Source organism: Bdellovibrio bacteriovorus (genome assembly GCF_001592755.1).
GTDB lineage: Bacteria > Bdellovibrionota > Bdellovibrionia > Bdellovibrionales > Bdellovibrionaceae > Bdellovibrio > Bdellovibrio bacteriovorus_E.
Window position 1 is genome coordinate 81,415 of record NZ_LUKF01000018.1, and the last position, 14,199, is coordinate 95,613.

11 protein-coding genes are annotated in these 14,199 nt (G+C 46.0%); 5 read left to right on the plus strand and 6 right to left on the minus strand.

Features of this window, described 5'->3' with window-relative positions:
* Window positions 1–64 precede the first annotated feature (64 nt).
* Genes AZI85_RS14530 through AZI85_RS14540 form a run of 3 tightly spaced genes read left to right on the plus strand, consistent with a single transcriptional unit; the run spans window position 65 to window position 3,631 of the window.
* Window positions 65–1,207, plus strand: a complete 1,143-nt coding sequence (locus AZI85_RS14530; RefSeq protein ID WP_081111030.1) for a phospholipase D-like domain-containing protein — start codon at window positions 65–67, stop codon at window positions 1,205–1,207.
* A 43-nt stretch (window positions 1,208–1,250) separates the two neighbouring features.
* A complete protein-coding gene (locus AZI85_RS14535; RefSeq protein ID WP_063244751.1) occupies window positions 1,251–1,853 on the plus strand; it encodes an ATP/GTP-binding protein in 603 nt (200 codons plus the stop codon).
* The gene (locus AZI85_RS14540) at window positions 1,853–3,631 is read left to right on the plus strand and encodes a hypothetical protein (protein ID WP_063244752.1); all 1,779 of its coding nucleotides are present in this window, start codon (window positions 1,853–1,855) and stop codon (window positions 3,629–3,631) included. Before AZI85_RS14535 ends, AZI85_RS14540 begins: the two co-directional genes overlap by 1 nt.
* Here AZI85_RS14540 and AZI85_RS14545 read toward each other — a convergent pair.
* The 3 genes from AZI85_RS14545 to AZI85_RS14555 form a co-directional block, all read right to left on the minus strand.
* Window positions 3,628–5,562: a response regulator gene (locus AZI85_RS14545; RefSeq protein WP_063244753.1), complete on the minus strand. Its 1,935-nt coding sequence runs from the start codon at window positions 5,560–5,562 to the stop codon at window positions 3,628–3,630. The genes AZI85_RS14540 and AZI85_RS14545 overlap by 4 nt on opposite strands.
* Before the next feature lie 104 nt (window positions 5,563–5,666).
* Complete coding sequence (locus AZI85_RS14550; RefSeq protein ID WP_063244754.1) at window positions 5,667–6,137, minus strand: hypothetical protein; 471 nt, start codon at window positions 6,135–6,137, stop codon at window positions 5,667–5,669.
* A gap of 42 nt (window positions 6,138–6,179) precedes the next feature.
* A complete protein-coding gene (locus AZI85_RS14555; RefSeq protein ID WP_253721014.1) occupies window positions 6,180–7,973 on the minus strand; it encodes a SpoIIE family protein phosphatase in 1,794 nt (597 codons plus the stop codon).
* A gap of 152 nt (window positions 7,974–8,125) precedes the next feature.
* On the opposite strand from AZI85_RS14555, the gene AZI85_RS14560 reads away from it, so the two are divergent.
* Entirely contained in the window at window positions 8,126–10,294 is a 2,169-nt protein-coding gene (locus AZI85_RS14560; protein WP_063244755.1) for a FecR domain-containing protein, read from the plus strand.
* Window positions 10,291–12,243, plus strand: coding sequence for an ATP-binding protein (locus tag AZI85_RS14565; protein ID WP_063244756.1), 1,953 nt, complete (start codon window positions 10,291–10,293; stop codon window positions 12,241–12,243). The genes AZI85_RS14560 and AZI85_RS14565 overlap by 4 nt, the downstream gene beginning before the upstream one ends.
* Before the next feature lie 21 nt (window positions 12,244–12,264).
* Here AZI85_RS14565 and AZI85_RS14570 read toward each other — a convergent pair whose 3' ends face one another.
* From AZI85_RS14570 to AZI85_RS14580, 3 genes are all read right to left on the minus strand, one after another.
* Window positions 12,265–12,717: a hypothetical protein gene (locus AZI85_RS14570; protein WP_063244757.1), complete on the minus strand. Its 453-nt coding sequence runs from the start codon at window positions 12,715–12,717 to the stop codon at window positions 12,265–12,267.
* A gap of 91 nt (window positions 12,718–12,808) precedes the next feature.
* A complete protein-coding gene (locus AZI85_RS14575) occupies window positions 12,809–13,222 on the minus strand; it encodes a hypothetical protein (RefSeq protein ID WP_063244758.1) in 414 nt (137 codons plus the stop codon).
* Between the two features lie 153 nt (window positions 13,223–13,375).
* Window positions 13,376–14,098, minus strand: coding sequence for a DUF3750 domain-containing protein (locus tag AZI85_RS14580; RefSeq protein WP_063244784.1), 723 nt, complete (start codon window positions 14,096–14,098; stop codon window positions 13,376–13,378).
* Window positions 14,099–14,199 lie beyond the last annotated feature (101 nt).

Consider the following 14,199-nt stretch of genomic DNA (forward strand, 5'->3'; position numbering starts at 1 on the left):
GTCAGTTTGCCCCCACCCCTGCTTTGCTGTCGACTTTTTTAATAATATATTGAACAATCGACATATGGAGTCATGGAGTCAGGTTCGCATATTTCATTCGGGCGATGAGTATTATCAAAGCCTTCTCGAGGATATTCGTAAAGCCCAACGAAGTATCACGATCGAATCTTACATCTTTGCTCTCGACAAACTGACGATGCCTATAATTGAAGAGCTTGGAAAAGCGCGAGCTCGCGGCTGCAGCGTGAAAATCGTGGTCGATGGTTTTGGCTCCTATTACTACATTCCACAACTAGATCGCTTGTGCTCTCAGCATGGCATTGAGTTTCGCGCCTTTCATCCGTTTCCCTATCCTCTTTTGTGGGCCCGAAGTCTTTTTGCGAAGTACTCCTTAAACGGAAGTTTTTTGATGAAGCATATGAATCGCCGCAATCATCGAAAAATTTCGATCATTGATGAAAAGCGCGCTTACTTGGGAAGTTTTAACTTCGTTCAAGACCACTGCGCTAGCATCGTAGGCTCGCGCGCCTGGCGGGACACGGGCGCCTGGGTTGAGGGTGATGCGATTAAATATTTAGTTCTCGCTTTTCAAATCAGCTATCTGCGCACTTATATCAAAGGCCTTATCAATTGGGTGGGACGCTGGAGAGTTCGCGTAGAGCCTCACGAAAAAATCTTACGCTTGAATACAACTCAACGTACACGCCGTCGCCTGTACCGCGATCTTTTGCATCGAATCGCTTCGGCCAATAAGCGCCTTTACATTACAACGGCCTACTTTTTACCCAAAAGATCTTTGCTACGAGCCCTTCTGAAAGCCGCTCGTCGTGGCGTGGACGTTAAAATTCTTATTCCCGGAAAATCCGATGTGCCCGTGGTAAAGTGGGCGGCCTTTTACATCGTCAAATTCTTGTTACAAAAGCGCATTCCCATTTATGAATACCAAAAAACCATCTTGCACGCGAAAACGATGATTTTGGATGACGAGGCGTTTATCGGTTCTTTCAACCTGAATCATCGCAGTTTATTGCATGATCTTGAGGTGGAAGTGGTGTTAAACGATGCCGAAAGCTTGCATAACATGACCCAACAGTGGACGACCGATTTAGCCAACGCAAAGCTGGTCTCTGAAAAAGATTTAGCCGCGCGCTCTTGGTTTGCTCGCATGATTTACAATATCGCCTTCCGCCTGCGTTATTTGCTGTAGTTTTTATTTTGACCCTGCCCTGTGAATTGGCGATCCTTAAGACATGAATTCATACGTCAAAATTGCGATTACCGGTGGGCCTTCGGGCGGCAAAACTACATTGATTGAAGCTTTGAAAAAAGAACTGGGACAAAAATGCGCCGTGGTTCCTGAAGCGGCCAGTATTTTGTATCGTGGAGGATTTCCTCGCTTTAAAGAAGCTCAAGGCATCGTGCATGCGCAAAAAGCGATTTACTACACACAAAAAGAATTGGAAGAGATGATCTCCACTTTAAGCCAAAAATCCCTGATCGTTTGCGACCGCGGATCTTTGGATGCGATTGCTTATTGGCCGGGACAAGCCGATGAATTCTTCCAGCTTGTGCAAAGCTCAAAGGAACAAGAGATCGCCCGCTATGACTGGGTGATTCACTTGGATACGGCGTCTTCTGATTTTTATGACACGACAAACACCATTCGCACCGAGACTTTTCCAGAAGCTTGGGACTTGAACTCAAAAATCAAACACGCGTGGGAGGGTCATCCTCGTCGCGTCGTGATCACGCATAACGAAGACTTTCTTTCTAAAATGACAACATCATTGTCCGTCATCAAAGCCATCATGGCTCATAAGAGCGCAGATGAGATCAAAAAGGAGCTTTTGTAATGACAAAATGCCTGCTTGCTTTGCTTTGTCTACTGACTGCATTTTCATCTTTGGCGCAAACTCGCACAAGCAAACTGAAGCCCTTGTACTTCCAGGCGGATAAAAACAATCTGCAAGTTCTTCCGCAAAGATTCGAATACACGTTGATCGACGAAGACCGTTTAAAAATCGGTGATATCTTAATCGATACAACTCAAATCACTTTCCAAATCGAACCTTCCACTCAAAAGGGTCTTTATCGCATTCGCTTCACGTGGCCTGCAGGTTTAGTTAACGAAGGCGAACTCTCGGTAAAAAATAATTCCGGCAAAGCGATTTTCACAACGGTTCTTACAAAAGAAAATGTCACGATCACTGACGGCGCTCCGGCGACTGGTGAAGATGAGCATCTGCGCTCGCAAGTGGCAACTTTTTCTGCCGACGAGGTCGAAGCATCTTTGGTCGATGATATGAAGTACTTCCCCTTCATGAGTTTCTGTATTTACCGTGAAAGCGAAGAAACCCGTATTTACATGTGTTCTAAGGAGCTTTACTTAAGCTCTCAACAAGGGCAAATGGTGGTAAAAACCCGCTCGAGCACGAAGAAAGCGGCGCAGGTTGAAATCAACGGCAAGATCGTCGGAAATCAAGGGATCATCTATCTGAACGACCGCAGTGAAAACGTGGCTTTCAAAGCCCAAACTCAAACGGGGGCTTTTTTCGAGATTGAAACTCGTAAGAAGGACGTTGATTTCAAAGATGCGGTCGTTTCTGATGATGGAAGTCGTATTATTCTGACCGCCTCTGGTGCCGAACCCGTGGATGAAAAGAAAGTCAAAAAGCTTTCTGAAACCGATTGGCAAATATCTCTTTCTAAAAACCGTCCAGTCCTTTACCTCAAAGGTGATGGCGATATTCCGATGCGCCAAGAATTTTACGTGCGCGGTGAGTTACCTAAAGCAAAAAGCCGTCCGTATCTTTCGCAAAAATCAGTGTCTCGCACTTATGCTTCGAAACTTTCTTTCACCGGCATCAGCCCTGAAGGTGTGCAAGTTCGTGCGCCTGAAAACGATGGGACCTCTCAACTGGAGCCTCTAAAGAAAAACCAATTTCAATGGACGGTCAGTGGCATTCCTGCGGGCGTTGAAACTCGTCGTTATCTGAATGTCCAAGCTGATGGTCAAAACTTCGTGGCGGGTTACGATGTGTTTCGTGGTCAGCCCTTTGGTTTGGGCGTGGGTGCCTCTTATCAAACACCCTCGGGCATTGCTTTTGGAGCTTTAGAGTTTCAGTGGTGGTTTGAAAACTTCTTAATGATCAACGCTGATTGGTCCCGCTTTAAGTGGGGGCTTTCGGTTGAAAGGCTGCAGCACTTCACAGAAAAAGACGAGGTTGCAAAAGTCGATTTCACGACTCTGGAACTAAAATGGCGAGCGCACGAAGGCTTTAACTTGATCGACGCCACTTGGGGATTAACGTTGCCATTGCAGATGGTTCAAGGTGAAAACGCCAGCGCCACAGCTTACGGTCTTGGTGCTTTCTGGCTTAAAAAACCGGGTCGTTGGATGAAGCCTTTCATGCATTGGACTGAGTATAAACTGCAATACTTCGCGGGTTCTTCCGGAAGTGACTTCAAAGTGTCTTCGGCTTACAACCTTAAAGCCTTGGCTTATTGGCAGTTCAGCTCGGACTGGTATTTGCGCTATGGCTTAGGCCTGAGCGACTACAAATATGATCCGGCTGCAGCAAAAGAAGAAATGCAGATTGATGTGGATGCGGGACTTTTCTGGAAATTCTAGCGCTTTTTAAAGAAGCCTGAAACAACCTGTTTCAGGTCCATATTGAAGACGTCTTGTTTTTTGTTGGCCGCTGTTAAAAGCGAGATCTCGCGACGAGCTGGGATGAATGAAGGATCCAAAGCCACGCTCTTTTCAAACGACTTTCTTGCGGCCACGACATCCCCTTTGATCTTATTGAAAAGACCAATCACGAATGGGAATAAAGTGTCATAGCGCTCATCCGGCGGAACCTGAACTAGTTCTAACTCTACTTCTTTAAGTACAAATTGTTTCTTCGCGGGATCTACAGAACCCAGTTTTGCCCAAGAGCTGTACAAGTGCAGCTGTTGAGTTTGTGGATTCAGTTTTGTGATTTCTGCCAACGTCTCTAAAGCTTTCGCATATTGATTGTATTGAAGCTGCTTTTTCACTTCTTCCATCAAAGTCGTTGCGCGAAGTTTGGCTTCGGCTTCCGATTTTTGCGTCGCTTGACGGTACTGATCAATCTTACTGGAGTCTTGAGACGCGGTGACGGCATCTTCAGCGGTTCTTTTGATTTTACTCCACACAGCGAAAGCTTCTGACGTGGCATCCTGAGGTTGCTCGCCCAACATCGTCAAGAACTCCTCTAACGCCGCTTCCATAGAAGCACCACCTGCGGCTGTTTCCATGTAAGAAGTGATTTCATAACCATTCTTGCCATCAAGCTCGGCCCAGATTTTTTTCAAAACTTTCAACTGTTCTTGCGGATTTGCAAAAGCCGCGCGCTGAGCAAAGACCACCAAACCTTTAGTTAAAAGGAAGTGGATGGCTTTATACACCGCAATTTCACTATAGCCTTTGACATCCAAAAGCTGCGAAAGCGTCATTTGATTATTGAGCTTTAAAGGCAAACCCTCTAAGGATTTGATCAAAGACATTGTCAAAGCTGGATGGTCTTCACGGAATGTCGGACTTTTCACGATCACATTCCCCGACCACATCACATACAAAGACTTCAACCAGTTCAAAGAAATCTTGGAAGCGATCCAGTCATGAAGATAGTAAGACAAGGTGTCAGCATCAATACTTGGATTGCTCATCTCAACTTCCGCCGAAGCAAAGTTCACGCGGATTTTCTGATCAACAATCGTACGCACCAAGCGGATGTTCATTTGCTCCATCAGAATCAAATCAAATGCATGCGGGCTGAGCTGATTGTTTTGAATCAGATAATTCCCGATACGGCGATTGTTTTTATCGCGCAAAGCATTTTGCACGTCTTTGGGAGTCGCATACCCACTTTGAATAAGCATTTCCCCTAAGAACGTCGTCTTATCATCCACGTCGACACCGACGATATTCCCATTACAGAATGAAATACCAGAGACAGATCCGTCAGCGTTATAGATGTTCAGATAACCACTGCTCTTAGTTTCTACCAGAAGCGAATACAAGAAGGGCAAGTCAAAACCGCTGACTTCCTCAATGGACTCAATCACTTTTCTTTTTTGACGACTGGTCACTGTCGGATTAGCAAACATTTGGTAAAGAAGCTTACGGGCGCTCGAGGACTCTTCCCGCTTTGGTGCTTCTTCTTTTTTCACCAACTTTAACACCTGTTCCATTTCAAACGGCTTTTTCAAAAATGCAATTGCTTGCGTGCTTTGGGTCGCCTCTTGAATGAATTGTTTGTCGGTGTAGATACCGCTCATCAAAACAACTTTGAAACGAGCGTTAGGATAATTGTTACGAGCCTGCTTGATAAAATCCAAGCCGGTCATTTGTGGAAGAAGACAGTCACAGAAAAGGAAATCTAAATTATTTTGCGTGGATAGAATCGTATTGGCTTCATCTGGACGAGCCGCCAAATAGACTTGATGACCGGCGCGACTTAAAATTTCTTTTAAGGCGTTTCCGATGGCCTCGTCGTCTTCGAGAATTAAAATACGGTTTTTACTGCTTGAATCCACGTTTTTCTTGTCGGTGTTTTAAAGGAAAGCATTGAGCGTAAAATAGGAAAAGCGGGACTGAAGATCAGTGCCCGCTTCCTTTTCTAGACCTAAGACTTGCTGGATTACTTCTTAAGGAACTTGAAATATTTGGACTCAATAACGTCCATCTCCATTTCATTGCCTTCTTCGTCTTTAACCGAAGCCGGTGGCGTCACACTGCCTTCGCTGAACTCTGTCCCATAACGAAACAGGACGTTCTTTTCAGAGCCCGAGTCATCGTTGTAGTAAGGCACAAAGAAAGAGTTCACCTTCCCCGTTGCTGGCAAGAAACCATCGACCATGTTGATTTGATCTACGATCACTTTAGGGCAGTTGCTGAAAGCGATTTGCGCTCCCGAAGCCGTCCCCATCCATTTGATCCACTCACGGATACCGCAAGAGTTGATGCTCTTAAGACCACCCAATTCAACTTCAATGCTTGGATTGCCCGCGATATTGAATTGAGAAAAGTCGACATCTTCGTCAATAGTCCCCGCCATTTGCACAACAAGTTTGTCGGCGGCTTTATTCATTTTTACATCGAGTTTACCCATTTCTCTTCTCCTCGTCGTTCACGTTCAAATCGTTTTATAAATTTAGTTAAGACCTTCATTTTTTACCACAAAAAAGGTCACATCATCGACCAAGGGCGCCCCTTGACGGTGCTCTTGGAAGCTGACAGCAAAGCGATCTACAGAATCGCCCACTCCCGGGAAATCTTTGTTTGCGGCAATGAGTGCTTTGATAAATTCTCGTTCGCCCCAGGCTTCTTTTCCCGGATTCTGAATGTCAGGGATACCGTCTGTGTAAAAGAAAACGGCATCACCTTGTTCTACTTGAATACTGGTCTGCTGGTAAACAGAATCTCGCGCTTGTCCCAATCTGGGATTGTTCACTTCATTTAAAGGGATTAAATCCTTTTTCTTTAAAGCGCCGTCGGTTTTTTTGATCAAGAACGGTGCTTCGTGAGAGGCATTGCAATACACGAGCTCCCCTGTCTCTAGATCAAAGGATGCCAAAAAGAAGGTCATCATGATACGGCCTTTTGAAACGTCATAGATGGAACGATTCAAAAGCTCTAAAGCTTTGTTCGGAGAGATATTTAATCTTTCAATGATTGTCGATGCACTTTTCGCGGCACTGGTAATGAGAGCCGCAGGAGCTCCGTGTCCTGTTGCATCCCCGATCCACAAGAAGATTTTATTTCCGATTTGACAGTAGTGCCACCAGTCGCCACCGCACTCACTGGCAGGCTCGTAGTAGCCGGCAATCGCCAAGGGGCCGATCTTCGCTCGAGTTTCTGGGAACAGAGTTTCTTGCACCGTCTTTGCGGTTTGTAGTTCCGATTCCATACGCGCTTTTTCAGCGGTTTGTTCTAACAGACGCGATACTTCCGCCGCCATGATATTGAAGTTTTCCGCCAAGCTTCCCACTTCATCATTGGACTTCACATCAACACGAATATTGAAATCCCCTTCAGCAACTTTACCTGTCGCAGTGAAAAGCTGAGTCAAAGCTTGCGTGATACCACTAGAAGCAAAAAGACTTAAAATCACCGTCAAAGAAATCAAGATACCAAAGAAGATTAATGATTTACGGATAAGAATTTGCACCGCACCCAAGGCTTTTTCTTTTTCAACCGTTGTCACAACAATCAGATCCCCAAAGCCCGCGCGAGAATAAGAAACTAAAAGTTCTGTCCCGTCGACAGCTTTATCCGTCTCAGCCCCTTGAGCGATCGGAGATTTTCCTTTCAGGAAAGACGGCGTCACAACGGATTGCAAGCGCTTCCCCGGCATACCATCGGGACCAAAAAGAACAAGTCCATCTTGGGAAATCAAATACATCTTCTGCGATGTTGCCGCACGGAACATCTCGGAAGCCTCGCTCATACGGACAATCACCATGAAAACGGTGTTGCGCGTTTTGGTCTCGTCGCTGACTTTTTCGAAAATAAAAACGCGATCATCGACGTAAGGCACTTTCACGACGCGGCGATTGGCATCCGCTTCCGCGAAGTATTGCGGAAGATACTGCTGAAGAGACGCAAGAATTCCATCGGTCTGTCCGGGCACCTTTTCCAAAAGAGCTTTCTTTTCGTAAGAGCCCGTCGCCCCTGCTCCGAAAACCACAATGGATTCCAGAGTGAATTCGTTGGCGAAAATAGAATCAGAAATAGAAGTGAATTTTTGCTGAGTCAGATAATCTTGAAAGATCGGCTTCGTCGTCCCTAAGACGCCATTGAGCTGTGTCTTAATTTGAGCCGCCATGGTTCCGGACATACTGCTTGAAGAATCAAAGACATAGGCGATCTTATCGTCTTCAAAAATTTGTAAAGCCAGCACCAGATACACCGATAATGTAATCAAAGGCAGCGAAGTTAGAAGCAATAGAATCTTATATCTTATTGATATGCCACGTTTTTTCACGAGTTCAGTATGCCTGTTAACAGGAAACCCGAAAAGAAATTCTGATTTAACTTAGCCTAAGGTCCGTAAATGATAAGCCATTTCCCGCCGATAAGCCCTCAAGCAGGAGTGTTATGTCACGTTTTGGACAAACAGAAAAAATCATCTTTGTTGGAGCCCTCATATTGTTGGTGGCCTTCTCGTATTTTCTGTACGACGACTCTCTTCTATTCCCAAAAGCTAACAACGGAAAATTAGAACTTATTGGTGACGTGGCGATCTCTCAAAACGACGTGCGCCGTAAAAACTTAGATACCTTCAGCTGGCTTCCCGCTTCTCGCAAAGACTCTGTCTATCAAAACGACTCGATCTTTACTGGCGATCGTTCCGAAGCCACCATTCGCTTGCAAGACGGAACTCAAATTCGCATCGAACCGAACTCTTTGATCACACTCAATCTTAAAAATGGACAGATGAATTTGGATTTGCGCTACGGAAACCTCGTTGGTGAGCTGGCGCAAGGTTCTTCTTTGACGGTGAAATCCGGCACGGAAGAATTCAAACTTGAATCGACTCCGGGTACAGCAGAAAAACCAAAAATTCAGTTCAACAAAGCTCATAGCGGCACCGTCGATCTAAAACTGATTTCTGGGGACGTGAAGTACGTCGATAAGAAAAAGAAAGCTGTTAAAGCTTTACCTAAAAACACGGTCGTAGCTGTTAATAAAAAAGGCGAAGTGAAACAGGTTGAAAAACCTCAGTTAAGTTTGACGACCGCAAATAACGTCAATTACCTGCGCATGAATCCGGACGATCCACTTCCTTTTGAGTGGCAATCAAAAGGACCTGTGTCTCGCTATGAATTAGAAATTTCTCCGTCGCAGGATTTTAACACGGTGGCGGTCTCTAAAATCACGTCAGAAACAAAAACGGTCGTCACGGAGCCTTTAGAGCCGGGCGCCTACTATTGGAGATTGAAAGCCTTCGATCACAACGGTCAAGTCAGTGCGGTTTCCCCTGTTCAGAACGTGCACGTCACGCATCTGGTCGGTCCCCAGATCGTAACACCGACTCAAGCGGCGCAAATCAATTTGGAACTGAAAGTAAAACCTAAGGAAGAACTTGCGACAACAACAGAGGTTCAATGGCGCGCGCAACCCGTGCTTAAAAACTTCACTTGGCAAGTTTCCCAAGATCCCGAGTTCCAAACTATTCTTAAAGAAGAACAAACTGCGAATCTAGCTGCGGTCACTCCAAAGCTTCCTTCAGGAACTTATTGGGTGCGCGTGCAAGGACAAACAGAAAGCCAAAAGCTTTCGCCTTGGTCCGAGCCTGTATCATTCACACTGAACTTACTAGCTCACAAAGAAGAGCGTCCTGACCGCCCTATTCTGGTGGCGAAGAAAATTGAATTTAAAGCACCGACAGGAAAAGACCGCAATCCGGCTTCACCTGAAGCGCCGAAACTGGCGTGGAAACCCGTTTTGCAAACGAAAAACTATCATTTGCAAATCGCCAAAGATGCCAGCTTTAAAGACGCTGAAAAATACGACGTCACGCAAACTCAAGCGGCTTGGTCACAATATCGCCCCGGCAAATACTTCTATCGCGTTTATGCCCGTGGCTTAAATGGTTTGATCAGCGAACCTAGTGAAACCGGAACTTTGGAAATCTCCGTAGGCGGTTTGACGCTGGACCCTTTGAAAACCATCAATGCCGTTGGCCAAGCACCGGGTCCTAAAGAAACGCCGGTCAGCTGGAGCGAAGTTCCTTTCGCCAAGTCTTACTTGGTTCAAGTGGATAAGAACAAAGACTTCTCTGCTCCACAGCTTTTGGAATATTCGTCCAATGCGGGTGTTTTGACATTGAATGATCCAGGCCGCTACAACGTGCGTGTGCAAGCGATGGATGAAACCAACCAGCCGCTGACTGAATTCTCGAATATTGAAGAAGTGCTCTATACATTCCGTGCTCCCTTGGTGGCTCCGACATTGATGGAACCTTTCAATGCCGCTTCCATCTTCTTACAAACAGAGATGGAACCTTTCATCTGGCTTGAATGGAAAAAAGTGGAAGGGGCTTCCTCTTATCGCATCGAAATTTCTGATAAGGCTGATTTCTCTCGCACGTTGATTGCGAAATCCATCGAAGGAAATCGTTACCTTATCAAAGACCGCGTGCCGCTGGGTAAAATCTATTGGCGCGTGCGTGCAGAGTCCAAGTCTGACTCTGAGGCTTCCGAGTGGACAACGAAACGTGAATTCACCCTTTACCATCAGAAGAATGAGACTTTTGTAAAATGAAGATTCAGTACTCTCTCTTCGATACTTTGTTAGAGCCCGTGTTTGTTCTGAACGCAGAACAAAAGGTCGTTTATTGCAACGAAACTGCTGCTATCGTGGCGGGACTTTCTATTCGTAAGATCACACGTGGAATGAAGTTTGGTGAACTTTTCGTATTCAGCGAGCCGATTGATGGCCTAGACAAACTGATTGAAATCTGTGATGCCACCCCCTACAAAGAAGTGAATTTCAAAAGCTCTCAAGGGGGCGAAGGTAAAATCCAAATCACCCTTCAACCCATCTTTGATTCCATGGGTGATAAAAACTGGATTGTCTTTGTGCGTGACGTGACTTTGGAAGAACGTCTGCAGAAAAAATACCGTGCCGAACTTGAACAAAAAGAAGATGTCATCAAAGCCCTTGAAGACGCTAAGTTGCAATTAGAAAACTACAGTAAAAACTTGGAACAAATGGTGGCGGATCGCACGCGTGAACTCTCGCGCCTGAATCAGACCATGTCTGCTTTGTTAGATAGCCTGGGCCAAGGTTTCTTTATCTTTAATACCGATGGAAAAATCCTGGATGTCTCTTCCAAAGCCTGCGAAAGCACGGTGGAGTGCAAACCTGACGGCCGACTTATTTGGGATGTTTTAAAACTTCCGGAAAACAAAGTCGAAGGCTTCAAAAAATGGATGCAAACTCTTTTTATGGAGATGCTGCCTTTTGAGGATCTTTCTCCGTTAGGGCCCACGACCTATCCGCATTCAGCCAATCGCAATATCGCCTTGGAATACCACCCGCTTCGTTCTAGCGAAGGTGCGATGGAAGGCGTTGTGGTTGTGGCTTCCGATATCACTTCACTGATCGAAGCGCAAAAACAAGCAGAGACAGAAAAAGAACACGCTAAACTGATCATCAATATGATCAAGTCCAAACGCGAAATTCACCGCTTCATCCAAGAGGCTCAAGGTCTATTGATCTCTGTGCGAGAGGAAGTCTCTAAGGATCAAGCTCCTTATGACACAGAAACTCTTTTCCGCAATCTGCACACTCTCAAAGGCGGTGCGGCCCTGTTTTCAATCAAAGAGGTGGCCGAAGCCTGTCATCAAGGGGAAACCTTGCTGGCAGAGCTTAAGGACAATTGGACACATCCCGCCTTTATTTCTTTGCGCGCTAAATGTTTTGAAATCGAAGAGCATTTCTTTAAATTCTTAGATGAAACGAAAGAAATTTTAGGATCTTCCGCTTTGCCTGAGGAACGTCAAATTGAAATCGCCATCAGTAAACTGAATGACATCGCTCGCAAGGTCGGCTCGTTGCCTGGGGGCGGGCACGTTGCGCAAGAACTTCTTTTGGAACTTGCGATGGAGCCCGTGTCTCGGTTCGTCGAGCCCTACAACGATGTGATGCTACGTTTGGCAGAAAAAATTGATAAGATGATGGCGCCATTAAAAATCAACAATGGCAATGTCATGGTTATCCCCGAAATTTACAATTCGCTTTTTGCAACATTGGTTCATGCCTTCCGAAATGCCGTGGATCATGGAATCGAAGTTCCAGACACGCGTATGGACGCCGGAAAACCCGCCGAGGGCCATGTTGAAGTGAGTTTTGAAATTCAACAACACCCTGTTCAACCGAAGTTCTTAATCAAAATTCAAGATGATGGTGCAGGCATTGATCCGCAGAAGATTCGCGAAAAATTAGCGAAGCGCCTGATTGATACGAAGAACAAAACCGATGAACAGGTTATTCAGCACATCTTTGACAGTCAGTTTTCCACTCGCGAACAAGTCACGGATATTTCAGGCCGTGGCGTTGGAATGGATGCCATCAAAGTCGCTGCGGAAGATTTGCAAGGCCGCGTTTGGGTTGAATCCAAAGTGGGTGTGGGCTCAACACTTTTTGTGGAAGTCCCCTACATCACGGAATTCAAAAAAGACAGCCGCAAAACTCCGGCAGCAGCTTAATAATAACTTGATCTCGCCGTTTTACTCTGTGGTTCCTTCTGAACCCATGTTGCCCGTATTTCCTTTTTCTCGTCCCATTCCAGTACCGGTTTCGGCAGGTGTTTTATTTTTTTCATCGAAACTTTCCGCACGTGAAGTGGTGGGACCAGGAACTTTCTTTTTCTTCTTTGCCGTTTTGGATTTTGCATCTGGTGTTGTTGGATCTTGATAGCCTCCGCCGGCGGTGCCAGTCCCTGTTTGGCGGCTTTCGCCAACAGAATCTCTTTCATGTCCTGAAGAACTTGGACTGTTGGGATCCGTTTCTGCTTGGGTCTTCGTCGTACGAGCGTCATAGCCTTTTTTAGGTTTATTTTTCGCCTCTGACGAACGAGTTGCTTCCGTCTGTGTCGTTGATGAAGAAGATGCGCCTTCATCGATGGCCCATCCCGATGAACATAACAACGCCGTCACCGCGGCCGTGATTGCTGTCTTCATACAAACTCCTTTAAGAGTGACAGAGAACTTGCTTTGAGCCCGGCCCAAAGCAAGTTCGTCCTATTGCTAAGTATCGTATGTGAGTGAGAGGCTACTCAGTTGTGCCTTCTGTGCCCATAGTTCCAGAGCCACTAGAATCCGTTCTTGTACCAGAACCGGTTGCAGATCCTGTTGAATCTGAAGTGCCTCTGTTCATGCTGCCTGTGGATTCACTTTCGTAACCACTTGCATCCGCTCTGTTAGAGCTTTTCTTGGTTTTCTTTTTATCTCGCTCTTGGCGTTCAATTTCCGACGCCACTGAGCCAGATGGTGATGAACTTGACGACATATCAGCGGAATCAGAAGTTCCTGTTCTAGAACCTGATGTTGCCGTGTCTGTATGAGCGCCTGAACCTGTGCCCGTCGACGAACCGGTGCTTGAGCTTGAGCCCGAACCGGAGCCGGCTGCAAAGGCAGAGCCCGAAACCATCATGGCCGTAGCCACTAAGACTGTTAGTAACTTCATATCATCCTCCTTTGCGAGAGATGGTTGAGCCCATCCTGCACCACCCCTGGGAGGCATTCAAATTTTTCAAAATTTTCTGAGTGAAAACATAGAATTTTTCTGAAGAAAGACGAGTCGGGCCCGCTGTAAGGAGGGCCCGAAAATTACGGAATATTAAAAGGCCTTGTCCTTCATCCCCACTCTTCCCACCATAGGAAGTTTTAAAGCCGGACGAAGAAAATCAATCCCGAAGTTCAATCCCAAAAGATTCAACTCCACACCTTCATTCAAACCCACCGTGAAACCAAACAAACCTAACAAAGAAAACTGCACACCTGTTTTAGACTCACTCCAGCCGACAACATCACCTTGATTGATCCAGTCTTTACCAATTGCCGTCGGTGGCAATTCCATTTTCAGTTCTGGCACGTTACGAATAATGTGCGAAATAAATGTATTACTGTTCGGGCCCGGATAAGCCCGATAAGTATTTTTATAGGCGTAGTTCGCCGCTAAGCTGGCAATTTGAGGAATCGCTTTTTCGGCTTCTTCGCCGCGCAAATCTTCCAGCAGCTCGGGTCGCGCACCAAACCAATGACGGTCTGGAATGTCTTTTTGAACAACCACAGACTCTTGCCCGCGGCGCACGCGCCATCCAATCACATGATACGTCGTATATTCGTTGGCATCTTTTTCTTTTGTCGCAATCCAAGAGTGCACGGCGAAGTAACCGCGCCAATCCACCGTACGAGCGGCATACACCTGCACCACCGCACGTTTTTCACTGTGGGGATCAGGGGCAATCCCCGCGCTATCACGAGTCGCCGTTCGCCAATCTTGTGCAAAGGAATTTGAAAATGCAAAAAAGCCCACGAAAAAGGGAAACAGTTTTTTCATGACGTTATTATGGGACATTTCCCAGAGAATGGGGAAAAAATGTTGGGAGTTTTCCTCTAAAAGAAAAACAAAAGACCCCAAGATTCACTTGAGGTCTTAGC